Origin of the sequence: Aureispira sp. CCB-QB1, assembly GCF_000724545.1 — a bacterium.
In the GTDB taxonomy this organism is placed as follows: domain Bacteria; phylum Bacteroidota; class Bacteroidia; order Chitinophagales; family Saprospiraceae; genus Aureispira.
Genome location: NZ_JHBV01000014.1, coordinates 246211 through 272487, shown reverse-complemented (window position 1 = coordinate 272487; position 26277 = coordinate 246211). Strand labels below are relative to the sequence as shown.

Sequence of the window (26277 nt, the reverse complement as noted above, 5' to 3'; positions counted from 1 at the left end):
TTACTTCCAGTGCACCGCAAAACAACATAAACATATTTCAGATTGCAGTGTACTGGAAGTGGCTTGTTAAAAGCTTCCAAAGTCTCATTTTCTATAAACAGCATCTAAAGCTGTATGCAACTGAACACTTTTCAGATTGGGTAATTTCTTGAGTGCATCCACAAAAATTACTGCGCCTTCCATTGATGAGTTTTTCACGTCTATTTCTTTTAAATTTTCCAACGCTGAAATAGGAAACGTAAGGGGAATGTACTTGCCATCTAACACCAATTTTTCTAATTGTTTAAGGCTAAAAATTTCGTTAGGAATTTCAGTGCTATCAGATTGGTATGTCAACTTTTTAAGTGCCTTTAGTTTTCCTAGTTCTTCCCAACCTTGTTCATAGAAATTGGCATTTGTTAAGTCTAGCTCTTCTAAATTTTCTAAAGTACCAAAATCTTGAGGTAATCGAATTTTTTCCCTTTTATACTCTAGAATTAACTTTCTTAATCTTCTCATTTTTGCTCCCCCATGCTGACTTGTGAGCGCATGAACGGGATAATGCCTACCTTCTAATACTTCCACAATATCCATATCAAACAAGTGATTGATAATTTTCCCATCTCCTTCTTGTAAGAACAATTGACCATTTTCAACTCGTCCATTCCAAAACAAAGCAGCTTCCTCTTTTTGTTCTATTTCAGGTAGTTCTTTTATAGCATCCGTATACAAACTAGGAAAAGGATATTTTTGGCTGTAATAATTGTAAGCATATTTTAACAATTCAATGGGTTCAATTTCCGTTTCCGTACAAACTTTTTCGAGGTAACGCTTTGCATCAAAAAATCCCACTCGATTCTGTTTAAAATTGAATCGTATTTTTAATACTTCCAATAATTTTTCAGAAGCATTTAATGTCAGAAGATTTTTAGACTTTCGAACAATTTGGGCATTCTTACTAAATTTATGCACAAAAAACAACGTCGTCATTAAATCTTTAGGAACACCACCACTTTTCAACAACTCTAGTGCAATAAGAACATTTTCATCTATCAATGTCACCAGCATTGCTCTTAGATGAGCAACATTACTAGTAGTGCTTTCTTCATCTTCTAATAAATAAGCAGGGGCTACTTCATCCAAATAATGATTCAGCTCTGTTTCTGTCAATAAGATAAGCGCATTATCTAACAAAGCTTCTGTCTTCTTTATATTTTTGCCCAAAACAACATGTGAAGTCTTTGCACCTTTTTTAGCCACTACTGCAATTCCTAAATCTTTTAACTGAGCTTTTAATGTTGCTTTTTTCTTTATCGTTGTCCCCAATACAAGTAATTCACTTCCTGCCTGAAAGTTTTGTTTATCAAAAGGCTGTAATCGACTACTTATTTCTGCCATAACAGCAGCTCTAACTTTTAGATGATTAACAGGATAACACCCTAAAACCTCGGCATTAGAAAGTGCTTTTTTAGCCTTTTTTTTGTCTGATAATAATAGACAAATTGCTTGGACAACCCCTTGATTTTCTAATAAGTTTGCTTTACTTAAAGCTTTTTTAATGGCTAAAATATCCTTGACCGATTGTTTGCTACTTTGCCGCCAAAACAATTTAAAATCCAAAAGCTTCTCGTTCAACTCAAAAACCCAAGGATGCAGCCATCCCATTGGATTTTCAAACCAGTTAAACAATTGAAGTTGAGGAAGCAAACCGAAATTTGCCGTTATCGTTTCAATCTTGTTGTTATCAACGGTCAGCTGCTCTAATTTTGTTAGTTGACCAATTTTCGAAGGCAGTATGGTGAGTTTGTTGTTGGGTAAATACAGTTCTTTTAACTGAGTATGCTGATAAACCCAATCAGGAATTATTTGACAACCATTCGTTCTCAAATCTAAGGTTTCTAGATTAGGCCAGTAACAATGATTGGGCAGGTCAAAACTTGGAATCTCATTTGCCGATATTTCTAAGCTAAGCAATTGAGGCATTTTTAACAAGACACTAGGAATTTCTTTTAGCTGACAATCGTAGAGTGTTATTTTTTTGAGATGCACCAAATTAGCCAATGTTTCAGGCACTTCCAATGCCTTGGATACCACTCTAATGCTTAGTTCTTCCAAATTTTTTAAATCCTCGATATAAACAGGCAAAGCCCCGCCTCCCCAAAAAGCAATACTCAATTTTCGCAACTTCTTCAATTGTGTAATTTCGGGAGGAATAGCATTTAGTATACGAACAGAAAGTATTTCTATATTGGTATACTCAAAAACATCGTCGGGCAACAAACCTGTGTTTCGATCTGTTTCGACATACAGGTGTTGTACTTTCGATTTCTGAGTTTTGGGGGCATTTTTATAGGAATATTGTTTCATAATTCAGCCAAGCAACAATTAGTTTACTTTTTTCTTGATATTAAAAGACATCCCTATTTCTGGTAAAAATAATGTTTTACCAGCTTCTGAAAATGCTTTTTTAGCTGCTGAATGATCTAATTTTATAGGTGGAAAAGTATCAAAATGGCAACCAATAATAGTGTTACACTGTATAAAATTACTAGCCAATACCGCATCATCATAGCCCATTGTAAAATGATCGCCAATTGGCAATATGGCAAAATCAAGTCGTGGGCACATCATTGGAATTAGTTTCATATCCATTGTTAGTGCCGTATCGCCTGCAAAATAAAATGTACCACTGTGATCATTGCTAATGACAAACCCCACAGGATTGCCCCCATAAGTACCGTCTGGCATAGAACTAGAATGTACAGCATTAACTAATTTAACCACCCCAAAATCAAATTTAGCCTTTCCTCCTGTATTCATACCGATCCCCTCTATCCCCTGCTTTTCAAACCACTGAACAATTTCATACACAGCAATAATTTTTGCATTACTCTGAATTGCTATTTCTAAAGTATCTGCAAGATGATCCCCATGCCCATGAGACAACAAGATAAAATCAGGTTGAATATTCTCCAGGTTAATTTTCGAAGATTTGGCTTTGGGATTAGGAGTTATAAAAGGATCAAACAACAGTTTTTTATTTCCTACTTCTACAAGAAAACAACTGTGCCCATAATATGTAATTCGCATATTTTAATTTACTTTTAGAGTGATTTTATAATAGTTTAACAATATCAACCTACTGCCGACATAAAGTAGTTTTGCTGTTTTTGTATCATAATCTAGTAACACGAACTTAGGAGAAATGCCATAAAATACTATAAACTATTTCAAAAATAAAATTGCTTAAGCCATTATTGTAAGCTTCCTTAAAGTTATCTTATTATTGTATCGTATTTTCTGATCATTGATTAGAAAATTACTCCGTTAAAAACACGCAGTAACAGCGCATCTAACTAAAAGCAAAGCGCTCACGAAGCAAATCATATTAACTTAATTATCAACAAGATGCTTTTTATGTTTTTTGTAAAATTCGAATCGAACGCAGCGAGCTCACAGCGTAGCAAGCAACAAAGGTTCCCAAAGTAACAACTAAAAAAGCAACAGAGTATTATTACATTACTCCGTTGAAAAATCGTATTAGCTTAGCTTTGTTACTCCCTACGGTCGTGAGCTCGCACAGCTCGGTTCGCTGCTACTACGTGGTATTGCATGAGTGCTTTTTTATGTTTTTCGTAGAAAAACTAAAAAATCAACGGAGTATTATTATTATAATACATGGTTTAAATATACTTTGGCTATTAATTTATTTCAAAATTTGAAAATTGAAAAATCTTATCCATGGTATTTTTTAACTTTCTAAAATAGAAATCCGTAAACAGTCTACTCATTCTAAGTAAAACGAAAATAAAAAAATGATTACCGTATTCTCAGGAACAAATAGAAAAAACAGTCGCACTCAATTGATTGCAAGTTATATTTACGAACAACTAAAAGCCCAAACAGAAGAAGAAGTACAATTATTTTGTTTAGAAGATTTGCCCCATGATTTTTTACATGCAGACATGTACAGCGAAGCGGGGCAATCCAAAGCACTAGCAAGCATACAAGACCAATATCTTGTCCCTGCCAACAAATTTTATTTTGTTGTTCCTGAATACAATGGAGGTATTCCTGGCGCATTGAAGTTATTTATAGATGCTTGCTCTGTTCGAAAATATGTGGACTCATTTCACGGGGGCAAGAAAGCTGCTTTAGTTGGGGTTTCGGCAGGTCGCTCGGGAGGTCTCAGAGGCTTAGAGTATATGACGGGCTTCTTAAACTACCTCAAAATTACCGTGCTTCCCAATCGTTTGCCTATTTCTCTAATTGAAATGCTATTGACCGACGATACACTGACAGACGAAGGTACGCAAAAAGCCTTGCAACAACAGATCACAGAATTCTTAGAATTTTAATGCGATCCTTATGGGATAAGAATCGTTCCTTAAAAACAATTCTTATATTTGCTTGCATACAAGAATAGTCGCCAGACTGCTTTATTTTATCATTTTAACATCAACTAATGTTTACTGCTATTACATGGAATCCTGACCCTATTATTATCGAATTTGGTGGTTTTGCTTTGCGTTGGTATTCCATGCTATTTGCTACAGGCTTTATTATTGGCTTTTTTATCTTGCGTCAACAGTTCCAAAAGGAAGATGTAAGCATGGAAGTTTTAGACAAAATGCTGCTCTATTCTGTTGTCGGAACCATACTGGGGGCACGAATTGGCAATTGTTTATTTTACGATTTTGCCTATTTTTCCAAACATCCTTTAGAAATTTTACTCCCCTTCAAGTTCTCACCACAGTTTGAATTTACTGGTTACCGTGGCTTGGCAAGTCATGGCGCCATGCTAGGGCTCCTACTTGCCTATTGGTTGCTTTCTCGAAAAACAGGAAAATCTATTTTGTGGTTCTTAGACAAAGGAGCATTGGTTGCAGGACTTTGCTTGGCCTCTATACGAATGGGGAATTTCATGAACTCCGAAATTGTTGGTGCTCCAACCGATCTACCTTGGGCATTTATTTTTCCTAAAGTCGATGACATTGCTCGTCATCCTGTTCAATTATATGGCTTTGTCGTTTACCTTAGTCTTTTCTTTTTTACACTTGCTTACCACAAAAAAGTCTTTGGAAAAGTAAAGGATGGACATGTTTTTGCTGTTTTCCTATTTTTGCTAGGCATCTTACGTTTCTGTATGGAGTTTATAAAAAAACACTATGTTTTTGATCCCGATAGTATTATTAACATGGCGCAATTGTTGAGTTTGCCAATGATTTTAATTGGTGCTATTCTCGCTTGGAACACAAGAAATAAAACGTTGGATTCTTGATGCTCCACTGTAGTCCTTTGCTTCAATAAGTCCACCTAAAATGATTATAGACCCTGAAGATTATTCTCTTGTAAGAGATTATATTAACACTATAAAAGCACAAGAAGCTATTTTATGGGAAGGGCGAATGATTCCTTTAGAAGTGAAGAATACTCTTTTCAAAGATGAAATTTTGCTTATTATTAATCTTATATTACTTCTAATAGGTATTTCCATTGCCACTTTTTTAATTCATATTGGGTTAACAATAATTATTTTATCTATCTTATTGGGTGCTTTTTTATTTATTTTGCAACAACGACAAAAAGACATCCAACAAAACAAACTCAAATACAGCAAATACCTTATTACGTCCAAACAATGCATTCTTGTTCATTGGTATCAACAACAAATTCATATCAATGCGGTTAGTGCAAAATCGATTAAACAAGTACAAACACATCGAAATACTAATGGGGAAATTGCTGTCTTGTTTCATACAAAACAGGCGATAAACTTTGAGATGTCCTATTTTATTGATGATAAAAATACCGATTTTATCGGATTCATTAACATAGGAAATCAAGCCAATAGAGTCACTAAAATTATCCGTGAGCACCTACTCCAAGAAAAATGAAATTTAAATTCAAAGACGCTGCTTTAATCCACGACTACCTTTCAACCATTAAAACAGTTGAAACGGTTTTGTGGGAAGGAAAAATGGGCAAACCGCTTAAATACTTAGAAAACTATAATTCAGGATGTCTTTTCGAAATACTATTCTCTTTCTTTTTCTTTGTTCTCATTTACAATGTAAGCAATGACGATAACTTTGATCTCCTATTTTTATTTTCTATTCCTTGCTTGATTGGTTTAATTAAATACCATCAAACCATCAAAATCAAAAAACTAGATCTAGCTAAAAAGCACACACAATATATCATTACCAACAAACGTGTCATTTTTATCTTGTATAAAGATAATCAAATCCACATTGAGTCTATTCCGTTTAGCAATATAGAAAAAGTACATAGCAGCAAACAATCGGATGATACTGCCAACATTTATTTATCTACGATCCAACCTGTCTCCTTTCAAACATTCAAATATTGGTCTCAGAAACCGCACCAGCAGTTAGTTATGGTTCAAGTAGAAGCGCCCGAAAAAGCGTTAAGTATAATTCAGTCGCACTTGCTTTAAACGCTCTTTTTTATGAGTTTAACCACTCTACTACTTTCCTGTCAAAAGGGAAAAAAATACTACTCAGCGTTTCTTTTAAGCATAGTTTTTGCTATATTAATTAGGACAATAGATACGACATTTGCATCCTCATTCAACCACTAAAAATTATAATTAATGCAACACCTTTACCAAACAGTTCCAACCAAAGAAAAAACCACTTTTTCTAAATGGTTAAAAATTGGTTTATGCTTTGCACTACCTTCTATTTTCTTGAGTGCAGGCAATATCAGTCCGCACAATTACAAACCACTAGAAACCGATCTATCTGATTATCAAAAGTTAAAAGCAAGAGAAGCAGCGCAAATTTTCAACAAAATTTGCAAAACTGTCAAAGATACTCGCAAAGCTCCTACATTTAACTTTATTTATAATTATCAAGGAAAGCCTTATTATAATGCTTATTATAGTCCTAGTAATAATACCATTAATTTTGGAGAAGGGATTTATGATTTGGCGGCAGACTTGGGTGCCGACTCATTGGATATTGTTGCTACAGTAATGGCACACGAAATTGCCCACTTTTACAAAGATCACGGCTGGGCTCATGCTTTTGGAAAAGCCAACCCTGACAATGATATTAAAAAGAATGTCAAAGAATCTATGTACGACTCGGATGATCGTGCTAGAATGGAAGCGGAAGCTGACTATTTTGGTGGCATATTTGGTTATATGAGCGGATACAATACTTTGGGTGTTGGTGGAGTCTTTTTTGATAAACTGTACGATGCTTTAGAGATTCCTGACGAGACATTTGGTTATCCTTCTCGTCAAGATAGAATTGCTATTTACAACAACTCTAAAGAAATGCTAGAAGAGCTAATTCCAGTTTTTAATACCGCTAATTTGCTCAACTTGGTACGCCGTTATGAAAAGGCTTCTATGTGCTATGACCATGTTATTGTTACGTTCCCTAGCCGAGAGATGTACAACAATGCGGGAGTCGCATTGGCACAAGAAGCAATGAGCATGTATAGCCCTGAAGAATTGAAATTCGTCTATCCCTTTGGGCTTGACTTGGACACAAGATTGAGTCATGCAGGAACAAAAGGGGCAGGAGAATCCAAAGAAGATAAGCGATTGCGATTGGCAAAAGATGCCCTAGATTTGTTTAACGATGCCCTTCGTATTGACGACCAGTATGCACCAGCTTATGTTAATGCAGCCTTAGCACACTGTCTACTAGGTGAATATGAAATGGCACTTGGATTAGCTAATAAAGCCATTCAATTTGCCGCTACCAACGATAATAAACTATTGGTTGGCAATGGGCATATTGCCCGTGGCATTGCATTTGCCTTATCCAATCAGAAAGCAGATGCAAAAAAAGAGTTTAAAGCGGCTGAATCTGGCAATGCTCTACTTGCTACGACAAACTTAGATGCTGTTACCAACAATGTGTTTGCCAAGTTGTTTAAGAAAAAAATATCTGAAGAAATTGAGGGAGAAGAAGAAACAATTGCAGAAGTAGGCGTAGAAGCAATAGAGGTTTTGTTTGACGATAAAGATGCTTTCAAAAGTATTGATATCAAAAAACAAAACGAAAAACGTCCAGAAACGGTTGTTGTTACCGTTGAAGAAGAAGATTTTGACGCAACTCTAGTAGCGACTTACAGCGGTCCTTGGAGTACCAAAGAAGAACTGGAGGGCTTTTTAATGACAAAACCTGATTACGAAGGTGAAACGGCTCGTGGTATTAAAATTGGCTCTTCTTTGGATGCTATAAAAAAACTGTACGGCAAGCCAACTAGAATGCTTGGAGGAAGCCAAAACAACTTTGTTTTTTATGAAAAAACAGGGCTTATCTTCTTGCTGGATGCAGATAATAATGTTACCCGTTGGCTTATTTATGGAAAAGTGAAATAGAATCATAAAATAGAACCTCTTTAACCAATTTTTGTTGTGGGTCAATTTGTTGATCGAAAAGAACCTTAAATGATCTTTCTTCTTTTTTTCTCAACAAATTGACCTTTTAGTTTTTACAAGCTGTACGCTCAAACTAAACTGGTAATGTAAATCATTATCAAAACATCAAATACTTCAATTGTTCATCATAATACGTTTTATACAATGGCTCAACATGGAATTGCAGTTACTCAGAAAAAGACCTTCAGTATAAAAACCGCAAAACTATTTGTATATTTTTTTTGATAACCAAATGTATACTTTTTAGGCGGTTTTTTAGCTTCAAATGTTAAAGTTTTTTTTGATTGTTTTTGTTGCCATTTTTTAGAAATCCCTCGTATTTGGCAGTTAATAAGATTCTAAGAATAAATAAAAAAATCAGTTTCGTTAAGTAAGCAAATTTTAATACAGTCCCTTAGAGTAGATATATTCAAAGCTCACAGGGTGTCATTTTCTTGGCATTCAGTTTAAAACTTACAAGTCAAATGTTAACGTTTTTTTTGAGAGTAAAAGTTGCCTTTTTTAACAATTACCTCATATTTAAGCTTTTCTACACGTTATTAAGCTTCTTAAAAAATCAAGTCCTTCTAGTAAACAAATTTATATAAAAACGCTTAGAATAGATATATTCAAAGCTGACAGAGTTCACTTTTGAACAACATTTGAATAGAATTTGGAGAGTACATGAATGCACTCTCCAAACAATACTAAGTACTTCCTTTTCCTGCTGGCTTCACTTCATCAGTTTGCCATTGCTCCATTTGATTCCTAGCTTCAACAATTCTTTGCATTGCCATATTGTAGTAATCTACATCCATTTCAAATCCAATGAAATTGCGCTCTTCCAATATGGCAGCCACAGCTGTCGTTCCACTTCCCATACAATTGTCTAGGACGGTTTCTCCTTTTTGGGTAAAACTACGAATTAGATAAGCAACTAAATCAACAGGTTTCTCTGTTGGATGCATTCCTTTTCTATGTACACTTTTGATTGGCAGCACCGACTCTCCAAATTCAAGTACGGTATCAGGATAACGAGTACCATCATCTTTATAAACATAGTTTTCAGAAGCTTTACCACGAATAGCAAATGCTTTGCAATTTTTTGCATTGTTCTTTTTCTTGGATTTTCCTTTTGAAACAAAACGCTCCTCGATCGGATATTTTTGAGGATCATAGTAAGGTGTCTTTTTGTAAATGACAAGGACATTTTCATGTTGTTTTACATGCATTTTCTTTGCATTCAAAAAACCACTTCCACTACTCTTGTACCAAATCAATTCTCGGTATTTATAACCTTTGGGAATTGAATTAATAATTTCATTTGTAAAAGGGTGTACTCCAGTTAGAACAATTACACCATTTAACTTTAGTACTCTTTTGTACTGTTCCCATAGTGGGAGAAATGGGATTTTTATGTCCCATGTTGTATGCCTTGTTTTTAGCATACCATAAGGTAAGTCAGCAGAAATCATATCGATAGAACCTTCAGGAATTTGTGCCATTCCTTCTAGACAATCCATATTTAAGATTTGATTCTTCATACTGTTGTTTGGTTTAATACGGCTTTATTGCGTAACGCTTTCCAGCCAGTTTATATAAATTAATTATAGCCTTCATCTGCTCAAGGTCAAAGTTGAGTGTAGAAGGAACCCAAACAATAAATTCAATTCCTATTCCTGCTGGCGGAGGCTCAGATAACCAAAAAGTATACACTGGATTAATTGTCATTTCTGATAGCCAACCAACATATACAGGAGCCTGATTTTCTGATAACCAAAAAGTATAAACAGCATTGTCTGTTGACGATACTGTTTCAATATATATAGTCCCCATTAAGAGGTTATATTCTTGATTCAATCTTGCTTCTAAAGACAAGGTTTGAGCATTAAATTTTATATCATATTCTGTCTTGTTTCTAAAAGCTATAAAATTATCTTTGAGCCTCCTTATGGAAACTAAGAATGTCATCAAAACAGCAATGTGCTTTGTTTTTCTATAAAAAGGATACAACAACCTTTTAATCGTATTTCTAAAAGAAAAATCAAACATTTGCTATAAAATTTAGTCCAGTTGATAATGGGTAGTTAGGGTCAATATTCATGTACCCTGCAACCGATTCATAAAAAACATCTATAGTCGTAAAACTAGGAGTGCTAGTATAATTCACACTAGCTTCACAGATGTTTATTTTTACGTCTTCTATGCCCTCTAATGCTTGAATAGCATCCACCAATTTTGTACGTCTAAATATGCCGTCAAAAGGCAAATTATTGACATAATTAACAATCGCAGCTTCTACGTTTGTTTTTAAGGTTGCTAGGGGGATTATTGGATTGTAATAAATACTCAATTCAAGTTTAAGTAAGTCGGGGTTTTGGCTTACAATTAAGGTATTAACACCTGCATCCTTAAAGCTACGAACATAGCCTTTAAAGGCTAATAATTCAGCACTAGTCAATGGCACTAATCCTCCTGTTCCTGCTTTAGCCACTTTTAATATCAAAGTACCACCACTTTCTTTAACAGCTGAAGCTGTGATGATCTGTTTTGCCTCATCTATCACGGGGTATTCGACTGTGCCATTTGTGGCGTCCAAATTATCCCCCAATTGGAATTTCTTTGCTTGAAGGGCATACCAGTAAGGAGTATGTGGGATTACAGCCTTAGCTGCTGTTTTTAATCGTTGTTCATAAATTGTCCAAAGTTTGTGCAAGATGTATGCAACAAAGGCAAAAATATCTGCAAACAAATTCCAAAGAGCTGCCTTACTCGGATCATTTACCAATCCTAAATCGGGGTCAGAGTCTAATTCGTTATAAACCTCTGCTCGAATTGCTTTGATATCTTCTTTAGAATCAACAGCAAGTTTCTTATAATCTTCATATTTCCACTCAGCGGATTTATATATATTTAGGATTTCCTCTTCCATGATCTATCGGATTCTTTTGGCGTTTATTTTAATTTTATTGTCTGAAGCAAATTCAATAGAATCTACTCGATAACCGTCCAAGGTTAGCTGCTCCTGAATGTCTCGTTTAATTGCATCGACTTGACCTGTAGAATTTAGATAAGAGTAAATATTAACTCCTACCATTGGCGCAAAGCGAAAAGCTCCCTTTGAGCTAATGATAATTAGAGTTTGATTATGCTCGTCTGACGGAGCGACTACAAAATCGCCCTCTTTAATCAGAAGGTCAAAATTATCATCTACCTGTATGTCTCCTGCAATAAATTCTCTAAATGACATTAGTGCTTGATTTTATCGTTTGTAATATTTGATAGGTCTGCTGTTTGGCTTCCTTGAGTAGCCGCATTTAATGCTTGCTGAAAAACCGAAGGCGCACCATTTCCTGCTTCATTAACTGGAGTACTAAAAACCGTCATTATTTTTTGTAATAACTGGCTGTTCTTTGCCACTTGCTGTTGGAGCTTGTCAACAATGATTAAACCACCATTGCTGCCATCATTAAAAATACAATCTCCATTGTTTTTGACCTCCAATTTAAATTGATCTCCAACAAACAACTCCATACTTTCAATCTCTTGACAAGAGATTAAGAAAGCTTCTGTATCGGTCTTTTTCAAGATTGTCACATTAGTATCCTTTTTGGGATACAATGTAAAACCAAAACCACCTGATCCTGATAAAGGTAAAAGACGCACATCCTGAAAAGGAGCTTGACTATCTAATGGCAATACATCACAAACTTTATTCTCCTTATCAATCTCTATTACTTTACCTTCTATAAGAAATGCTCGAACAGTTCTCTTATCAATGAACTGCTCAAGCATTCTTCTTAATTCAGCTGCAACCATTTTAAGCTGCGTTTTTAGAAGCAAAGATTTTGCGCATTCTCATAACATATCTAAAGGTAGATAAAGCAAAACCGAAGCTTTCTTCAATAGCTTCCTCTACCATATCATTTGCTATGTCAAAATCTTTTTTTACCATTGCTTGAATTTGCTCTTTTTCTTGAGCATCCAAATCTAAGAACTCAGCAGGAGCTCTTTTTACAGCTTCAATGACATCATCAATATCATTCAAGTTGTCAAGAAAACCTAATGCTTCTCCAAAGCTCAAGCTTTTATCTTCTAAAGCTTGATCAAGTTCATTGCCAAATGACAACCCAAAAGAGATAATAAACATGATGTTCTCAATTCCTAATTTTTTCATTGTGTTTAATTGTATGGTTAAAAAAAATTATACTTTGTTTCCGAGCGTCAAAGTTCTTCTATAGCCTTGTGCTCCTACCTGAACCTTGACTGTATCAATTCGATAAACGCCTTCTCTGTCTGGGTATAAATCGTCTGTAATTCTCACCTTATCACTATGTCTAACATGGGGCTGTCCAAAAGTAGTTATTGTCCCTTCGTAACCATCGAAACTATAAAGCTGCATCCTTTCTTCAGCTACAGTTCTAATTGCATTTTCTTTCAATCCAATAGGAACATGGATTGTCCTTAATTCTCCTTTTGGATCTCCCAACTCAACCTCTATCTTTGTCCCATCATTTTGTATTGAAATAGCTTTGAATTTGAGCTTAACCTGATCCGACCTTCTAAAAGATAGTTTTGTCTTAGAGTCGTCTATATTTTCCTGAAGGTGCAGATTAATTTCTTTAGCTTCTTCTTGATAAGGAAAACCAACTATCAATCGACCGCTTCTGAAATAACTTACTAGACCATAAACTTCTCGCACTTTTTTTAAAATATCGAAAGCACTCACTTGGTCTATTCTAAACTTGCCAAGGTTGGCGTTTCCTGTTGTTTCAAATACTACATCTGAAGGAACGATATACCCCAGTAAGTCTTCTAAAGAAACGGCTCTCCAAGCATTAGAAAAATGGTTTTGTTTTAGTAACCACATGGCATCTTCACATTCAATTTTTACAGGAATATTGGGACTAATTGACTTTACATAACCAATAAACTCCGTTTCAAATACAAAGTCATACCCTAAGTCTATTTGTACCTTATCTCCAACCTTTATTACTGTACTCAAGTCAGGAGCTTCCGTATTACTTAGGCTTCCTTGTGCCAGCAATCTTCTTGATAAAAAGATGGTTGCTGTATCAGCCAAGAAATTCCACGAACTTTCTATATTAATACGGTCTACAGAATAGAAAGTATATTGACCAATTGTTATTTGAATGGTAAGCTGCTTCATTGGATACTAAATTGTAAAGGTATCTGTAGCTTCGTGTACAAAGTTCTTCACTTTGACTGTATGTATTCCAGAAGGAAGGCTACTGGCAATCTCCAAGTATATAGTGGCATTATTGTTTGGATTAGGAGCAGCTCCATACTCAAAACTTTCTACTCGGTAAGGAATATCATTTACTAGAACTAATGTTGTGGGGAGCAAATTATCTCCTTGGATAGTTAAACCGTCACTGGGAGCATCCCATGTCAAATTAGTAATTGTAGGAACAGGGGAAAAACCACCCACTAATTGGCGAACGGTTGCTTGGTGGGTGGTCGTTGTTGAGCCTATTGTCTGCTCTACAATGACAACATCGTCAAGTGTGACTGTGCCTATTACTGGCAGTTGATTTATTGGTGTAGATGGCATATTTAAAGTATTAATAAATCGCCCTGAGCTGTTGATATATAATTGCCCGAAGCTGTGATTAAATAGGTTAATATGGGGAGGTTTATTTTTATAGGCATTCTTTGGTCAGTTAATAATGTAAATCCGTTACTTGTGCCAATGGTAGGAGCTGTTTGAGGTCTTATAATAGCACCCGTACTTGATAACAAAGTTTTACCACTACTTGTCAACACTCCATCGAGCGTTACAGGATTAGGAGGAGGGTTAGAAGTTGTATTACTCCCTGCAATTGTGAAACCTGTTGGAGCTGCTTGAATACTGTCTCCTGTTGTGATCACAAGAACAACATCATCCTGAAGTAACTCATTTTCTTGCATATTTACCTTGATATCCTCCTTTCTGAAGTAGTCCATTTGATTCTTATTCAAAGGCACTTCTTTGGGTGTTTCAACTCTTAATTTGATTTCTTCTCCAGGAACCAATTTACGAACTAAGTCTAACTGAGGATTGTCTGCCAACAACAAGAACAAAGCATTCAATCCTCCATATTCTTGAATACATAGGTCAAATATATCTTGACCTGCCTCAATTCTTTTTTTATACTCGTTTTTAGTTTCCATTTAAAATCAATTCAATAGGTTTGTCACCAAGGCAACTTAATTCAAACGGCTGCATATTAGGCTTACCTTTTAGATCAGGAAGATTTAAACTTTGGATCACTAAATAATCAATCCCCAACCATCCCAAATAATCACAGACCACAGCCAACTCACTAGGCACTTCTTCCAATGCTTTTAACTTTCTGATATCCTGCTCTGGACGCTTTAATTCTTCTCCAATTAAAATACCTCGGATAATTATTCTAGGATCACTCGTTCCAATCATTTCCTTGAACTCACCACGCCCACCTCTTAAAGGTGTTTTGACAATATTTTTGTCAAATTTCACTTGAAGTGTCGCAGTAGGAGGTAACATAAAATCATCATATTGACTCGTTATTATTTGACCACTTCTAAGCCGTTCTTTATAAGAGCCTCCCCTGAAAGTAATTGGTGATAAGACAATTGTCCCTAAAGAACTTTTGACAGGTGAAGTATCTATTTTAAGCGTAGAGATGTTTTGAAATTTTAGAGCCTCTGTTTGAGTTGCTTGGGGCTGCGTGTAGTCATTGGGCTGTCCTGTCACTGGGACAGTTACAGGAATATAAATAGGCAATCTAACTCCAAATGCTTTGGCATACGCCTCCTGTAAATCAATGTTAAACTCCATAATTAAGACTAGTTTTGCGTTCTTCCCTTCGTATGTATTCTAAGGCTCTAAAGATTTCAAAATATTTTTCAGGACTTAAAGTTTCAGGATCAATGCGAAGAAAATACCAAATGTGGGCATCCATTCTCCTGAATAAATCTGCCTTATCATTCGTAATAATTGGGCACTGATCTAAATAACCCTCTACGCTGCTGTAAAATTTCCTTCAGTAATTTCAATTAGATCAGTGCAAGCTAAACAAGCACCAACATAACTAGGATGGTTCTTTTCAATATTATTAAGGTCTCCCAAACCTCCTAAATAACACGCATTGAAAATGACCTCTCCAGCAGATACTAAGTCTTTATTTTGTTGAAAAACCAATGCTCTTTTAATCGTATGAAAGTATTTTTCTGATTTATTAGGATTCTTGAAGTAAACTTTTCCTTCTTGGGTTTCCCAAGCAAGGACTCCTTCTACATGTTTTTTTTTCCAAGCTTCAATTTGCTCGTTTGATACTTTAATAAACATATTTTGATTATTTTAAGATTAACTATATTCAATCCCTGATAAACCAAGAGGAATAGTCAAGGGAAGTTCTTTGTCTCCAGTAGTGCCTTCCAAACCATCTTCCATGAAACGCACGAAACGCAACGTATCTGTTTTTATAGGATCGACACCATTAGCATAAGCAATTATAATATCAAAGGGAGGTATATCAACCAATGATTTCTCGCCAGCTGCTTTACGAATTGCATTGATGTCTTTACGCATCAACTCTATTTCGCCTTCGTATTCTTTAGGCCCAAAACCAATTGCTACAGGCTCATCTCCTGCTCCCTTTAAATTTTCGCTCTCTCGCTTTACCTTGTAACTGATACTCTTTACCCCTTTTACATCCGTATTGCCTAAGAAAGAAAATTGAAGACTTGAGTAGCTATATTCAATACCGTTTTTTAACATCTTTATTTAATATTTGAATGTGATTTGAATACTATTTGAACATTAGAAATGCTCTAGTTTTGAAAGCCTGCTTGGAAAATGATTTGTTCGGTTTTCCCTTTTGGAACTAACCCTAAAAACACTCTCAGTGTGGGATCAGTCACTAACGAAGGATAGGGTTGATTATTTTGGTCATTCGTCGGATCAACAAGGAGCGTTCCTATCGAGCTGATATTGTCGCCCATATTCGTTTCTAAAGCTCCTCTAATTTCAGCCGTGAGGGTTCTTCGAGCTATTTCTGTTAGCCTTCCTTCCTTGGTTACATCATAGGTCTCATTTATATGAGGAGCGATAGTCGCTCCAACAATTCTTATCGCTTTGTTGATGACTTGCACCAACTCTGTAGAATTATAATCATCACTAACCAACACACAGTTATTGGATTGATTCCAATAGAAACCTGTCAAGAAAGGAACTTGACGAGGAAAAACATAGCCTTTATCATGTAGGACTTTTAGGTTGGTATCATTGTTAACATAAGGGTCAGCTACTGTTAAATTGGAGCTAATTCTTACTTCCAAAAAGCGATCATCTACATTGCTCGTAATCGTGTTTTCTTTCTTGTACCAAGCAAAAGATTCGTGAATAGCTTTTTTGGTTGCAGAACCTAAAACGGTTCCAATTGCTGCATAGTTATGAAAGTCTACTTTTATACTAGCTACTCCTAAATCCTTTCCAAGAACCACGGCAACATTGGGCGCATTTTTAGCTCTCATATCAGGAGCATCTCCTGGAGCCATACTAAATCCCATTCCTTCTAAAAAAATGGTATCTAAGAAGATGTTTTTTTGTGCTAAGCGATTAACTAGACCTTGAGCTTTAGTTACTAAATCTGCTGTAATTAGGTTGTCCACAAACCAATCTGCAACGGATTCCTCAGCAAGTATAGCAATTTGTTTTATCTTGCCATTCATTGCTATGAGGTATGGCTCTAGACTTCCCACCGTAGAGCTATTTCCTAACATAGCTGCTACAGTTTGACCTGTTGTAGTGATTAAATGAAGCTCACCATTAGGGTTTTCTCTAAAAAACTCTTTAATATGTTCATGGTGTAACATATCATACACCTCATCATTCGCTGGAGAGAACCCGAAAGCTTCTGCCTGTTTTAAACTATAAACAATTTCAGGCTCTAGTGCTGCAATAGCATATGTTCCTTCAGGAAGAACCATCATGGCAATATTGTCCTCGTTTAAGTCTGGGCGATTCAAATTGCCATTTGATTTTTTTATATCTATACTTGGATAAGCCATAGCTTTGTGTATTTACTTTTTGTTTGTGGATTAAATGAAAAAATAAGCAATTACTTATTTTTAAGGATTAGAGAGCTGAACGCTATCCTCATCAACTAGAATCGCCACTTTATACTTTGTTCCAAAAGCATTCTTGATTTTATTTTCATCTAAGAATACTTGAGCAGTAAGAGAAATAAAAACCTTATGTACTCCTTCTTGTTTCATGACAATTTTTGCTTTGTCTTTTAGTTGACTTAAAGAAGGTAGGTTCTTTTTATCTTGATGAATTTTGTCTTTGAGTTGAGCGATTTCTTTCGCTTGATTATTCAATTCCATCATCAAATCTTCTTTTGCTCTTTTTTCTTCGACTAGTTCTTTCTCTAGCAAGGTTTTCTCCTTTTGTAGAGAGGTTGCTTTGTTTTCGGCTTTAGTCGTTTGCCCTTTGATTTTTGAGCGTTCTTTTTTAGCAGTTTCTAACTCTGCCTTACAAGCAGCTAATTCGTCTTGAGTTGATTTTAGGGCTACTTGAGATTGTTCTAATGCTTCCTTGTTTTTTTGAATATAAGCAGTTAATTCAAGCCCGTTTTTTGTTTTTGTCTGTTCTAGTACTTTATCAAAATCGCTCATAGCGGTATTTTTATGAAATGGAATAAATTGGATAAGGCAGCGCATTGCTTCAAATATAATGCGCTCTTTAAATAAGATGTGGGTTTACACTCTATGGAGTCATATAAATAGCTCCCATGAAGGTTAAATTATCTTGCAGGTTTTCAGTTAGAGGCCCTATGTATGCGTGTTGCAAGAATGATCCTTTATCTGCTTGAATAGAGCTATCCCGTGGATTGTCAAAAAATTCAAGCTTACCAAAACCTTTGATAAAGGTCTTGTTTTTGATAAAAGCAGTTGCAGAACGAAAATCCGTCCCAATGACAGGTGTTGAGCCGTAAGCCATACGTTGACGAGTAGTGGCATCGTAGTAGGGGGTTCTATCATCCTCCATCAACTCAAAGCCTAAGTATTTAATCCCATCAAGATTCACATCTCCTGCATTTTTCTTGTACATCATTTGACCTCTCAAAATGTCATCATTGAGAGATAAACCCCAGTAAGAATTGGAATCTAATGTCAATATCCAAGGAGCTTTCTTTAATCCAGGGAAAGCTTGATTAAGTGCAATTCTTAGGCGTTTGATATCATCCCCTATGATTGTTTTATAACCATTTACAACAGGGCCCGTCGCAGTTATCATTGGCGTTTTTGACGTATTTTGGTAAGGAGACACATTCCAAAGTCCCTCAGAAGTAATGGTATCTGTAATGACATCTCGATAATCTTTCAAGACACTTTTTCTTTTGTCATACGGTAGCCCAATCAAATCAATTTTAGGAATGATAAACTCTTGTGACGCATAGTCTGCTAATGGAATACGATCAGGAATGTCTGCACGGTTGACTTGAGTTAAAGGATAAGTAGGATTCTTACTTACCGTTGGAATCGTTCCTTTATGGGTAAAGTTGATGAATTCCCCCTCTACAAATTTATCCATATTTACTGCTGCTGCAATAAACCATGAACTATCATGGAGGAACTCATTATCCTTTCCGACTAATAATTTACTCCACTGGGAGATTTTTAATGTTGCTGGCATATTTATTTTGTGTTATTTGTTGTTGAATTAATCCTTCGTTTTTTGGCAAAAACAAATAGAAGTATCTGATTTAATTGCTGCTGTTGGTTTGCTTTTCGATTCTATTCAATTGTTCTTTGATAGCTTTTATCTTCTCCTTAATGACAGTCAAAGGCTCGGTTAACTCATTTAAAGATTTTAGGACTCTTGCCTCTACATCTTTGGTGCTTTCTCTATTCAAGCTATCGCCTGTGGCTATCGTGTCTGCCAACTTCTTATAAGCTTCAGTAGACTCTGAATTATTCTTCAGAATTTGGTTTATGATTGGTTTTACAATGATCACAAATACTGCTGTAACTACCATAGCTGTTAGACCGTATTCGGTTAGTTGTCCCCAATCAACAGCTGTATTTGTTAGGAATAAAAATTTCATATTAGGTAAAGTATAAGATGTTTCTAAATTGTTACTTTGCTTTTGCTAAGGTGTTGTTCTTGTCAGAACTTTCTTAGCGTGGCGATTCCATCTCTTGGGGACGTATTTCGATGGCTCGTGTCGATAGGTGTTTAAGTTCTCCACCCTTTCTTCTACAGATTGCCTTACCTCTTCAAAATTATCTGTAGGGACAAACTGATAATTGCAATCCAAGCATGGCTCTATTTCAAAATATTTGTTCCCTCTAATGGGAATGTCATCAGGAATAGCAGGATCATCAATGGGAGTCACATTTAAATCATGGCTAAAATCATATGGCTCTCCATTTTCAAATCTTGCTACCTGATGCTCTTCTAATGAGGTATAATCGACAAGATCAACCGTTGCATAAGTGTCTTGTTTTACTTGTTCGGGTTGTACTTGTTCGCAATCACAAGGACTTTGATAGGGAAAAACCTTATCGAGGATAAATAGGGAACTAAAAACTAAAATTAATGAGAGTATTGTTTTCATAATGTTTAATTGATATATTAATAATAGGTTTGGTTTTAGGTCTTTTGGGGCTTTAGTTTGGCTGATTTTATACTTCTAAGTAAGCATTATAGCATCTTTGAAATTCTTCAGGATTCTTTTTTTCCCAATCTTTTAGTTCTCCTGCCTCCCATTTCTTTTCATACTTTTCAGCATCGCTGAGAGTCGTGTCCACTGTTGTAGTACTTTCGATCTGAGCACTCAAAGAAGTAAAGCCTTTCATATTACCAATAGCTTTCTCAGCGTGTTCGTAGTTTGCCTCTGCTAGCTGCATCCACGTCTCTCGATCAGACTCAGTCAATTTTTTATCGGCAATAGCCTTATCAACCAAGCTCAAGCATTTGTTTTTCTGTTCTGCTCCTTTCAAGCTGTCAACCTCTGATTCCAAGGATGCTATTTGTTGCTTGTATTGACTGTTCTTGTTTCTAAGTGTTGTAACCGCAGCTAATATATCAGCCTCAGAAGCATCTGCACCTAGTTTAAAAAAATTATAAATCGTTTTCATCTGCGTATTATTTGTAGAATTTATAAGTGGTAAAATCGTATTAACTTTTTCTCTGTTTTTGGTCGCACTTAACTCCAATATATCACCATCATCATCATAACTTAACCTTAGTGCATTTCCATTGCCTGGAATATCAACAATAGAGCACTCCATCATTCGGCTTTTGGTTACTGTTGCTCTTGTTTGCCCTTTTACTAAGTGTTTAGGCTCTGTACTGACTTCTATCACTCTAATCCCAACACTGGCTGCATTCAAAATTCCTTTTTCAACCTTTCTTGCAATCTTAGCAGCAAATTCGTCATCCATGTCAAATTCTGCATCTGCTAACAGGCGACCGTCTTCTTTACGGATATTCACCCACCGACCTATCGGGAGCAGATTAGGATGATCCCAGTTGCTTGAGCGGTGATGATTGTAAAACATGACAGGATTTTTCTTAAACTCTTTTATGTCTATTCCAACGGTCAAAATCCTAGACCCCGATTTGTTTATTGAATCATCCGATAGGACAAATGTTTTTGGCTTTTTATTATTCGTATCAGTCATTGTTTAATCCTTATTTTTTTCAATGTCAAGCCTGATAGTTCAGGCTTGTTATACAAATATAAGTCAGTTCCAAGTAGCATTTTTGCCCTTTTGCGTTAAGCTCCGTATACATGTCGTTTTTCTCCGTATATGTGTAGCTTAAAATTATAAGCAGCTAATTACTAGTTAAAAAGGTGCATTTTTGTTGGTATGAAAGGAAAAGAAAATAAAAAAATAGCAAAAACACTCTTCATAGAGTTGGGCTTGAGTCAAGCGGACATCGCTTTAAGACTAAAGATTAGTCGGCAACAGATTTCTAAATGGGTAACTAAAGAAAATTGGAAAGTTCTTAGAAATGCTCGTTTAGTCACTTCTGAGCAAATTGTACAACGGACTTATGTACAAATAGGAATGATTTACGAAAAGTCTGAAGAAGAAGAAAGGATATTGACTTCTACTGAGTCAGATCAAATAGCAAAGTTAATGGCTGGCATTCGATCATTAGATCGAGGAGCAGACCTTGCTACATACATTCAAGCGTTCGAGGAATTTGTCAATTTCATGCGAAAACAAGACCCTGAACTTGCCCAACGAATAGGCGACTATCAAATGGAATTCTTAACTATTAAAGCATCCGAATTAAGTAAGAATTAGATATGGTCAAAATCAAAAAAAAATACGAGGATCAACTAAAAGCCTATCAAGAGAAGCTTGATGCAGCTGCTGAGGAGTGTAGTGTTAATCCTAATGAAAGTCTATCAGATCAGAAAGAACGCATAAAGATGCTTCTAGGTGATCTCAATAAATTTGCAAGGTATTACTTCCCTAAATTATGCAAAGGAGATGCTGCTCCTTTCCATGTTAATTTAGCTAATGAGCTTTCAACAAGGAAAAGATGCCTCTTAGTAAAAATGTGGTCTAGAGCATTAGCAAAAACTACGTATGCTGCTATGATCATTCCCATCTTTTTGATGTTAAATGGCAAATTAAAATTTATGGTCTTAGCTTCAGCAAATGGAGAAGGGGCTGCAAATTTGTTAGATAATATAAAGGCGCAATTAGAGGCAAACCCTCGCTTATTACATGATTTTGGTGTTTTCAAAAAGATAGGTAACTGGGAGTTTGGTGATTTCATGACTAGAAAGGGCGTCATTTTTAAAAGTTTTGGTCGAAGGGAAAAACCACGTGGACTGAACGTAAAAGGACAACGCCCTGATTTTATCCTTTGCGATGATTTGGACGATGATGAATTAGTCAAGAACCCTAAACTAGTTAAAAAAGCTTATGAGTGGATGATTAGAGCCTTATTTGGTACTTTCAGTATTGGTACAGGGCGGTTTGTAATCGTTGGAAACCTAATATCAAAAACCTCTATACTTAAACTGGTTTCTGAGAATAAAATTGCTGAAGTAGAACAAATTAATTTGCTAGATGAGAATGGAAATCCTGCTTGGGATATTTATACCAAGGAGGACTGTGATTATATGATAGATGCAATGACTTATCGTTTTGCTCAAGCTGAATATTTTAATAATCCTATTGAAGAGGGGACTATCTTTAAAAAAGAATATTTCCAATACAAAAAGTGCTTAAATCTAAAAAACTACGATTCTATTATCTGCTATACAGATCCTTCCTTTACCAGTACAGGTGATTATAAAGCAACGGTGTTAATAGGAAAGAAAAGAGAGGAATACCACTTATTAAAAGCCTTTGTCGAGCAAACATCTATCGCTACAATGATTGATTGGCATTATCAAATGATGGCTTATGTTAATGGTCAAGCCAATGTTCTATACTATATGGAAGCAAATTTCTTGCAAGGAACTTTAATTGACAATTTTAAGAAAGCTGCAAAAAAAAGGAAGTTAGGAGTCCCTCTTAGACCTGACAAAAGAAAGAAGCCTGAGAAATTTGGTCGTATAGAAGCACTCTCTCCATATTTTGAAAATGGTTACTTCTTTATAGACAAGAAAGAACTAGGAAACAAGCATATTGATACATTGATTGAGCAATTCACGAACATGGAAAAAGGTACAAGAACTGCTGATGATGGCCCTGATGCCGTAGAAGGAGCTATCTTCCTACTCAATAAACGAACGGAGACAAAAGATAATACAATAATCATCCCTCACAAAAAATCACATTCTAAATACAGATACTAATGTTTATAACCGATTCAGACCTAACAACTGTTCTAGACGAGCAGCAAATGATGCAAGTCATCCATGCCACACTATATAGTAGAAAAAGAGCAGAGGATTTTGCTATAGAAGAAGCAGCTTCTTATTTGAATTTTCAATACGACACGCCTTTAATCTTTGGGTACAAAGCTTTTGATTATAACAACACTCAAGACTTCAAAGAAGGGGAAATTGTCGTTAATGATCAGGCTATTGCTTATACCTGTATTGCGGATGCAGTTGCTCCAGTAACTTTAACCGACACGAACTTCTTTGAAGAAAAAGATGGTCGCAATCCTATTATCGTGATGATTATAGTGGACTTATTGGCGTATCATCTTTTTAGCAAAATTGCTGACAATATGATCCCCAAACACACCACCGAGCGATACGAACAAGCCATTAAAAAGCTCAAAGATATTCGCACTCAAAAAATGAATCCAATGCTTCCTTTAAAGCAAGTTAATACAGAGGATACCAATAGCCCTAGCCAAACCATTACAATCCTATCTAACCCCAAAAGAACTAATTTTTACTAGTTCGCAACTGAACTTAAAACTTAGACCCTGTTCAAATGGTGTTCAAATTCAATTCTAAGCAACTCAAAGTAAAATAAGCATGAAAGATAAACCTTATCAACTAAACTTAACTAATAACCGCAAAATAAGCGAGCAGATAATTATAGAGCCTACACTCCGAATTAATCCTGATATTCGGAACTGGAGATATGCGCTTAGAAATGCAGAGGATGAAGAGAACCCTGATCGAAGTGTGCTTTATGATATTTACGAAGAAACAACCTTAGATGGTTTAATTACTTCTGTGACTGAGCGTATCGTACTGAAGTGCACAAACTCTAAGATTATTTTTAAGGTGGGCGGTCAAACAGATAAAGAACATCCTATTTCTAAAGTAATTAAAACACCTGTTTTTTTAGACATCATTCGTTGGATCATTGAATCCAAATGGTATGGTTATTCATTAATTGAGCTAGACTTTGAAAAAGGGGTAATAAAAAAAGCAGAGTTAATTGCTAGAAAAAATGTTATCCCAGAGAAAGGGATCGTTGTCAAACAAGTTGGAGATCAAGAGGGCTTCGCTTACAATGACCCTCCTTATGTAAATTATGTATTGAGTGTGGGTAAAAAGAAAGACTTAGGCTTATTGAATAATGCCACTCCTTATGCTATTTTCAAAAGATTTGGGATTAGTAGCTGGGGAGAGTTTATTGAGCGGTTTGGTTTACCTATTGAGGAATATCAATACGACCCTCAAGTTACTGGAGCTAAGGAAGAAGTTGAACGACAAGCAAAAGAACGAGGATCAGGAGCTAAGATTATTATGCCCAATGGAACAAGCACAAAGATTCACAAAGGAGCTGATGGTGCTGGCTCTACGGTCTTTAAGGATTACAAGGCAGCCAATGACGAGGAATTGTTACTGATTTTCTTATTGCAAACAATGACTACCAAAGACGGCTCCTCTCGATCTCAAGCTGAAGTACACGAAGTAGGCGAGAATGAATTGATCGCAGGATACAAGTTGTTTATTGAAATGGTCTTAAACTTTCAACTCAAACCAATTTTAGAAAAACATGGCTTTGATGTAGCCAATGGAGAGTTTGAGTATGAAAAAACAGAGAAGATCTCCAAACTAGACTTGATTAAAATATTCCAAGGCTTGGCTAACTTTGGAGACATCCCATTGGAAACCCTGGAGAAACATTTTGGGGTTAAATTAACGCCCAAAGAAAAGGAATCTATCCAAGAAAAGAAAAAGGAGGAGGATAACCAGGAGCAGGAAGAAGAAACCAAGCAACGAGCTAAAAAAAAAAGTAGGTACAACCTAGCCTGTAGTTGCCTTTTGAAGGACGAGCTTTCAATAGAAACCTTCCGATTAACTAAGAAGGAAGAGAACAGTTTGTTAGAGCGTATCTATAAAGCCAAAGGAAAAGCAAGCTTTGACCCAACCTATTTTAATTTATTAGCCACTAGCTTAATTGAGGAGTTAAATGGTGGTTGGAATGAATCCAAAGGCATTGATTACAATAGTCCTGATCACCTAACTAAAACACTACTTGAACTCAACTTGTACAGATTCTCTGCTACAAAAGATATTGATTTAATCAGGCAAGCAAACAAACTATTATCTGATGCTAAGAGCTTCAATGAGTTTGAGCAGCAAGTGGCTCCTTTATTTGAGCAATACAACAAGCATCATTTAAAAACAGAGTTTAACCTTGCTTACTCCACGGCTCAAAACACGTCTAATTATTTACGAAACTTAGAAGTGATCGAGGACTTCCCTTATTGGGAATATCAGACCGTTGGAGACGATCGAGTACGCCCTGCTCATGCTGCCCTCGATGGGATGGTATTCAAAGCAGGAGAAAGCGGTGTTTTTACGCCTCCTAATGGTTTTGGTTGTCGTTGTGAGCAAATTCCTAGAGATTCCAAAGCAGGTAAGCAGCTAATCGATGAAGAACAAGCTAAGGAGCTTTTAGGTGATGAATTTGAGCAAATGAAAAAGGCAGGCTTTGCGGTTAATAGAGCAGCCAGTGGTTTTGTCTTTGGAGAGGATCAAATGTACCTTCCTAACTTTTCCGAAGAAAGCTTGAGCTTTAAAAACTTTGGTTTGGCTGCTTATAGTAAAATCAAGACCAAAGCTGCTACGGCTCAAAAAGTCAAACGTAACGAAGATCAAGCAATCTTATGGTTTGTTGATAAGACCGATAAAAATGATCTAAACAGCAAGGATAGAATCCGTTTACTAGACTACAACAAACGCCCTGCTCACTTGGATGCTAAAACGCTCCTAGAGAATAAATCTTGGGATATTTTAGACCTTATCCCAAAAGTCCTGGAGAATCCTGACGAGGTCTATTTTAAACGCCTTAAAAAAGGCTATACGCTTACTTTATTACAATATTACAACCCCAAACCTTTGGTCGTTGAGCTTGTGATCACAGAAAAGGACACGACTATAAAAAGCTGGAGCTTCGCTTCTAATATCAACAAAGCTCGAACTGGTTTACTCATTAAAAAAGCATAA

29 protein-coding genes are annotated in these 26277 nt (G+C 35.9%); 9 read left to right on the top strand and 20 right to left on the bottom strand.

What is annotated here, in order from left to right; genetic code table 11:
- Positions 1 to 84: 84 nt before the first annotated feature.
- Both CG11_RS06190 and CG11_RS06185 read right to left on the bottom strand, forming a co-directional pair.
- Positions 85 to 2346: a leucine-rich repeat domain-containing protein gene (locus CG11_RS06190; protein WP_052594190.1), complete on the bottom strand. Its 2262-nt coding sequence runs from the start codon at positions 2344 to 2346 to the stop codon at positions 85 to 87.
- 18 nt (positions 2347 to 2364) lie between these two features.
- Positions 2365 to 3069 (bottom strand): metal-dependent hydrolase, encoded by a 705-nt coding sequence (locus tag CG11_RS06185; RefSeq protein ID WP_052594189.1) that lies wholly within the window; start codon positions 3067 to 3069, stop codon positions 2365 to 2367.
- Between the two features lie 725 nt (positions 3070 to 3794).
- Here CG11_RS06185 and CG11_RS06180 point away from each other — a divergent pair.
- The 5 genes from CG11_RS06180 to CG11_RS06160 all read left to right on the top strand — a co-directional run bounded on the left by CG11_RS06180 (position 3795) and on the right by CG11_RS06160 (position 8344).
- Positions 3795 to 4337, top strand: a complete 543-nt coding sequence (locus tag CG11_RS06180; RefSeq protein WP_052594187.1) for an NADPH-dependent FMN reductase — start codon at positions 3795 to 3797, stop codon at positions 4335 to 4337.
- Between the two features lie 107 nt (positions 4338 to 4444).
- A complete protein-coding gene (gene lgt, locus CG11_RS06175) occupies positions 4445 to 5260 on the top strand; it encodes a prolipoprotein diacylglyceryl transferase (RefSeq protein ID WP_052594185.1) in 816 nt (271 codons plus the stop codon).
- Between the two features lie 40 nt (positions 5261 to 5300).
- Entirely contained in the window at positions 5301 to 5876 is a 576-nt protein-coding gene (locus CG11_RS06170) for a hypothetical protein (RefSeq protein WP_052594183.1), read from the top strand.
- A complete protein-coding gene (locus tag CG11_RS06165; RefSeq protein WP_052594181.1) occupies positions 5873 to 6439 on the top strand; it encodes a hypothetical protein in 567 nt (188 codons plus the stop codon). Before CG11_RS06170 ends, CG11_RS06165 begins: the two co-directional genes overlap by 4 nt.
- 156 nt (positions 6440 to 6595) lie before the next feature.
- Complete coding sequence (locus tag CG11_RS06160; RefSeq protein ID WP_052594179.1) at positions 6596 to 8344, top strand: M48 family metalloprotease; 1749 nt, start codon at positions 6596 to 6598, stop codon at positions 8342 to 8344.
- Positions 8345 to 9090: 746 nt separating this feature from the next.
- Here CG11_RS06160 and CG11_RS06155 read toward each other — a convergent pair.
- From CG11_RS06155 to CG11_RS06070, 18 genes are all read right to left on the bottom strand, one after another.
- Positions 9091 to 9927: a site-specific DNA-methyltransferase gene (locus CG11_RS06155; protein ID WP_052594178.1), complete on the bottom strand. Its 837-nt coding sequence runs from the start codon at positions 9925 to 9927 to the stop codon at positions 9091 to 9093.
- Between the two features lie 13 nt (positions 9928 to 9940).
- On the bottom strand, positions 9941 to 10435 hold the full coding sequence (locus CG11_RS06150; RefSeq protein WP_052594176.1) for a hypothetical protein: 495 nt from the start codon (positions 10433 to 10435) through the stop codon (positions 9941 to 9943).
- Positions 10428 to 11315, bottom strand: coding sequence for a hypothetical protein (locus tag CG11_RS06145; protein WP_052594174.1), 888 nt, complete (start codon positions 11313 to 11315; stop codon positions 10428 to 10430). The genes CG11_RS06150 and CG11_RS06145 overlap by 8 nt, the downstream gene beginning before the upstream one ends.
- Positions 11316 to 11318: 3 nt before the next feature.
- Positions 11319 to 11633, bottom strand: a complete 315-nt coding sequence (locus CG11_RS06140) for a hypothetical protein (protein ID WP_052594173.1) — start codon at positions 11631 to 11633, stop codon at positions 11319 to 11321.
- On the bottom strand, positions 11633 to 12202 hold the full coding sequence (locus tag CG11_RS06135; protein ID WP_052594170.1) for a hypothetical protein: 570 nt from the start codon (positions 12200 to 12202) through the stop codon (positions 11633 to 11635). The genes CG11_RS06140 and CG11_RS06135 overlap by 1 nt, the downstream gene beginning before the upstream one ends.
- Position 12203: 1 nt before the next feature.
- Positions 12204 to 12560, bottom strand: a complete 357-nt coding sequence (locus CG11_RS06130) for a hypothetical protein (protein WP_052594169.1) — start codon at positions 12558 to 12560, stop codon at positions 12204 to 12206.
- A 27-nt stretch (positions 12561 to 12587) separates the two neighbouring features.
- A complete protein-coding gene (locus tag CG11_RS06125) occupies positions 12588 to 13553 on the bottom strand; it encodes a hypothetical protein (protein WP_052594167.1) in 966 nt (321 codons plus the stop codon).
- A 6-nt stretch (positions 13554 to 13559) separates the two neighbouring features.
- Entirely contained in the window at positions 13560 to 13958 is a 399-nt protein-coding gene (locus CG11_RS06120; RefSeq protein WP_052594166.1) for a hypothetical protein, read from the bottom strand.
- 2 nt (positions 13959 to 13960) lie between these two features.
- Positions 13961 to 14557, bottom strand: coding sequence for a hypothetical protein (locus CG11_RS06115; RefSeq protein WP_052594164.1), 597 nt, complete (start codon positions 14555 to 14557; stop codon positions 13961 to 13963).
- Positions 14547 to 15206, bottom strand: coding sequence for a DUF6046 domain-containing protein (locus tag CG11_RS06110; protein WP_052594162.1), 660 nt, complete (start codon positions 15204 to 15206; stop codon positions 14547 to 14549). Before CG11_RS06110 ends, CG11_RS06115 begins: the two co-directional genes overlap by 11 nt.
- Positions 15207 to 15389: 183 nt before the next feature.
- Positions 15390 to 15716, bottom strand: coding sequence for a hypothetical protein (locus tag CG11_RS06105; protein ID WP_052594160.1), 327 nt, complete (start codon positions 15714 to 15716; stop codon positions 15390 to 15392).
- A gap of 18 nt (positions 15717 to 15734) precedes the next feature.
- On the bottom strand, positions 15735 to 16148 hold the full coding sequence (locus tag CG11_RS06100; protein ID WP_052594157.1) for a hypothetical protein: 414 nt from the start codon (positions 16146 to 16148) through the stop codon (positions 15735 to 15737).
- A gap of 53 nt (positions 16149 to 16201) precedes the next feature.
- On the bottom strand, positions 16202 to 17440 hold the full coding sequence (locus tag CG11_RS06095) for a DUF2586 family protein (protein WP_052594155.1): 1239 nt from the start codon (positions 17438 to 17440) through the stop codon (positions 16202 to 16204).
- A 60-nt stretch (positions 17441 to 17500) separates the two neighbouring features.
- Positions 17501 to 18049: a hypothetical protein gene (locus CG11_RS06090; RefSeq protein ID WP_052594154.1), complete on the bottom strand. Its 549-nt coding sequence runs from the start codon at positions 18047 to 18049 to the stop codon at positions 17501 to 17503.
- A 91-nt stretch (positions 18050 to 18140) separates the two neighbouring features.
- Positions 18141 to 19070 (bottom strand): hypothetical protein, encoded by a 930-nt coding sequence (locus CG11_RS06085; RefSeq protein ID WP_052594152.1) that lies wholly within the window; start codon positions 19068 to 19070, stop codon positions 18141 to 18143.
- A gap of 70 nt (positions 19071 to 19140) precedes the next feature.
- On the bottom strand, positions 19141 to 19482 hold the full coding sequence (locus CG11_RS06080) for a hypothetical protein (protein ID WP_052594146.1): 342 nt from the start codon (positions 19480 to 19482) through the stop codon (positions 19141 to 19143).
- A 45-nt stretch (positions 19483 to 19527) separates the two neighbouring features.
- Complete coding sequence (locus CG11_RS06075; protein ID WP_052594144.1) at positions 19528 to 19995, bottom strand: hypothetical protein; 468 nt, start codon at positions 19993 to 19995, stop codon at positions 19528 to 19530.
- 67 nt (positions 19996 to 20062) lie between these two features.
- Positions 20063 to 21064, bottom strand: a complete 1002-nt coding sequence (locus CG11_RS06070) for an HK97 family phage prohead protease (protein WP_052594143.1) — start codon at positions 21062 to 21064, stop codon at positions 20063 to 20065.
- Positions 21065 to 21253: 189 nt separating this feature from the next.
- On the opposite strand from CG11_RS06070, the gene CG11_RS06065 reads away from it, so the two are divergent.
- The 4 genes from CG11_RS06065 (at position 21254) to CG11_RS06050 (ending at position 26277) form a co-directional block, all read left to right on the top strand.
- Positions 21254 to 21697, top strand: coding sequence for a helix-turn-helix domain-containing protein (locus CG11_RS06065; protein ID WP_052594141.1), 444 nt, complete (start codon positions 21254 to 21256; stop codon positions 21695 to 21697).
- A gap of 2 nt (positions 21698 to 21699) precedes the next feature.
- Positions 21700 to 23208 carry a hypothetical protein gene (locus tag CG11_RS06060; RefSeq protein ID WP_052594139.1) on the top strand — a complete coding sequence of 503 codons (1509 nt, stop codon included), beginning with the start codon at positions 21700 to 21702 and terminating at the stop codon, positions 23206 to 23208.
- Positions 23208 to 23765: a phage protein Gp36 family protein gene (locus CG11_RS06055; RefSeq protein ID WP_052594137.1), complete on the top strand. Its 558-nt coding sequence runs from the start codon at positions 23208 to 23210 to the stop codon at positions 23763 to 23765. Before CG11_RS06060 ends, CG11_RS06055 begins: the two co-directional genes overlap by 1 nt.
- A 79-nt stretch (positions 23766 to 23844) precedes the next feature.
- Positions 23845 to 26277, top strand: a complete 2433-nt coding sequence (locus CG11_RS06050) for a DUF935 family protein (protein ID WP_052594135.1) — start codon at positions 23845 to 23847, stop codon at positions 26275 to 26277.

Excerpts from the sequence above, each read along its gene's own strand:
- lgt (WP_052594185.1), top strand. The coding sequence starts at position 4,445 with ATGTTTACTGCTATTACATGGAATCCTGACCCTATTATTATCGAATTT.
- CG11_RS06080 (WP_052594146.1), bottom strand. The coding sequence starts at position 19,482 with ATGAAATTTTTATTCCTAACAAATACAGCTGTTGATTGGGGACAACTA.
- CG11_RS06170 (WP_052594183.1), top strand. The coding sequence starts at position 5,301 with ATGATTATAGACCCTGAAGATTATTCTCTTGTAAGAGATTATATTAAC.
- CG11_RS06115 (WP_052594164.1), bottom strand. The coding sequence starts at position 14,557 with ATGGAAACTAAAAACGAGTATAAAAAAAGAATTGAGGCAGGTCAAGAT.
- CG11_RS06160 (WP_052594179.1), top strand. The coding sequence starts at position 6,596 with ATGCAACACCTTTACCAAACAGTTCCAACCAAAGAAAAAACCACTTTT.
- CG11_RS06145 (WP_052594174.1), bottom strand. The coding sequence starts at position 11,315 with ATGGAAGAGGAAATCCTAAATATATATAAATCCGCTGAGTGGAAATAT.
- CG11_RS06165 (WP_052594181.1), top strand. The coding sequence starts at position 5,873 with ATGAAATTTAAATTCAAAGACGCTGCTTTAATCCACGACTACCTTTCA.
- CG11_RS06185 (WP_052594189.1), bottom strand. The coding sequence starts at position 3,069 with ATGCGAATTACATATTATGGGCACAGTTGTTTTCTTGTAGAAGTAGGA.
- CG11_RS06110 (WP_052594162.1), bottom strand. The coding sequence starts at position 15,206 with ATGGAGTTTAACATTGATTTACAGGAGGCGTATGCCAAAGCATTTGGA.
- CG11_RS06095 (WP_052594155.1), bottom strand. The coding sequence starts at position 17,440 with ATGGCTTATCCAAGTATAGATATAAAAAAATCAAATGGCAATTTGAAT.
- CG11_RS06130 (WP_052594169.1), bottom strand. The coding sequence starts at position 12,560 with ATGAAAAAATTAGGAATTGAGAACATCATGTTTATTATCTCTTTTGGG.
- CG11_RS06150 (WP_052594176.1), bottom strand. The coding sequence starts at position 10,435 with ATGTTTGATTTTTCTTTTAGAAATACGATTAAAAGGTTGTTGTATCCT.
- CG11_RS06105 (WP_052594160.1), bottom strand. The coding sequence starts at position 15,716 with ATGTTTATTAAAGTATCAAACGAGCAAATTGAAGCTTGGAAAAAAAAA.
- CG11_RS06100 (WP_052594157.1), bottom strand. The coding sequence starts at position 16,148 with ATGTTAAAAAACGGTATTGAATATAGCTACTCAAGTCTTCAATTTTCT.
- CG11_RS06055 (WP_052594137.1), top strand. The coding sequence starts at position 23,208 with ATGTTTATAACCGATTCAGACCTAACAACTGTTCTAGACGAGCAGCAA.
- CG11_RS06140 (WP_052594173.1), bottom strand. The coding sequence starts at position 11,633 with ATGTCATTTAGAGAATTTATTGCAGGAGACATACAGGTAGATGATAAT.
- CG11_RS06060 (WP_052594139.1), top strand. The coding sequence starts at position 21,700 with ATGGTCAAAATCAAAAAAAAATACGAGGATCAACTAAAAGCCTATCAA.
- CG11_RS06065 (WP_052594141.1), top strand. The coding sequence starts at position 21,254 with ATGAAAGGAAAAGAAAATAAAAAAATAGCAAAAACACTCTTCATAGAG.
- CG11_RS06180 (WP_052594187.1), top strand. The coding sequence starts at position 3,795 with ATGATTACCGTATTCTCAGGAACAAATAGAAAAAACAGTCGCACTCAA.
- CG11_RS06085 (WP_052594152.1), bottom strand. The coding sequence starts at position 19,070 with ATGCCAGCAACATTAAAAATCTCCCAGTGGAGTAAATTATTAGTCGGA.
- CG11_RS06070 (WP_052594143.1), bottom strand. The coding sequence starts at position 21,064 with ATGACTGATACGAATAATAAAAAGCCAAAAACATTTGTCCTATCGGAT.
- CG11_RS06125 (WP_052594167.1), bottom strand. The coding sequence starts at position 13,553 with ATGAAGCAGCTTACCATTCAAATAACAATTGGTCAATATACTTTCTAT.
- CG11_RS06190 (WP_052594190.1), bottom strand. The coding sequence starts at position 2,346 with ATGAAACAATATTCCTATAAAAATGCCCCCAAAACTCAGAAATCGAAA.
- CG11_RS06075 (WP_052594144.1), bottom strand. The coding sequence starts at position 19,995 with ATGAAAACAATACTCTCATTAATTTTAGTTTTTAGTTCCCTATTTATC.
- CG11_RS06120 (WP_052594166.1), bottom strand. The coding sequence starts at position 13,958 with ATGCCATCTACACCAATAAATCAACTGCCAGTAATAGGCACAGTCACA.
- CG11_RS06090 (WP_052594154.1), bottom strand. The coding sequence starts at position 18,049 with ATGAGCGATTTTGATAAAGTACTAGAACAGACAAAAACAAAAAACGGG.
- CG11_RS06135 (WP_052594170.1), bottom strand. The coding sequence starts at position 12,202 with ATGGTTGCAGCTGAATTAAGAAGAATGCTTGAGCAGTTCATTGATAAG.
- CG11_RS06155 (WP_052594178.1), bottom strand. The coding sequence starts at position 9,927 with ATGAAGAATCAAATCTTAAATATGGATTGTCTAGAAGGAATGGCACAA.
- CG11_RS06050 (WP_052594135.1), top strand. The coding sequence starts at position 23,845 with ATGAAAGATAAACCTTATCAACTAAACTTAACTAATAACCGCAAAATA.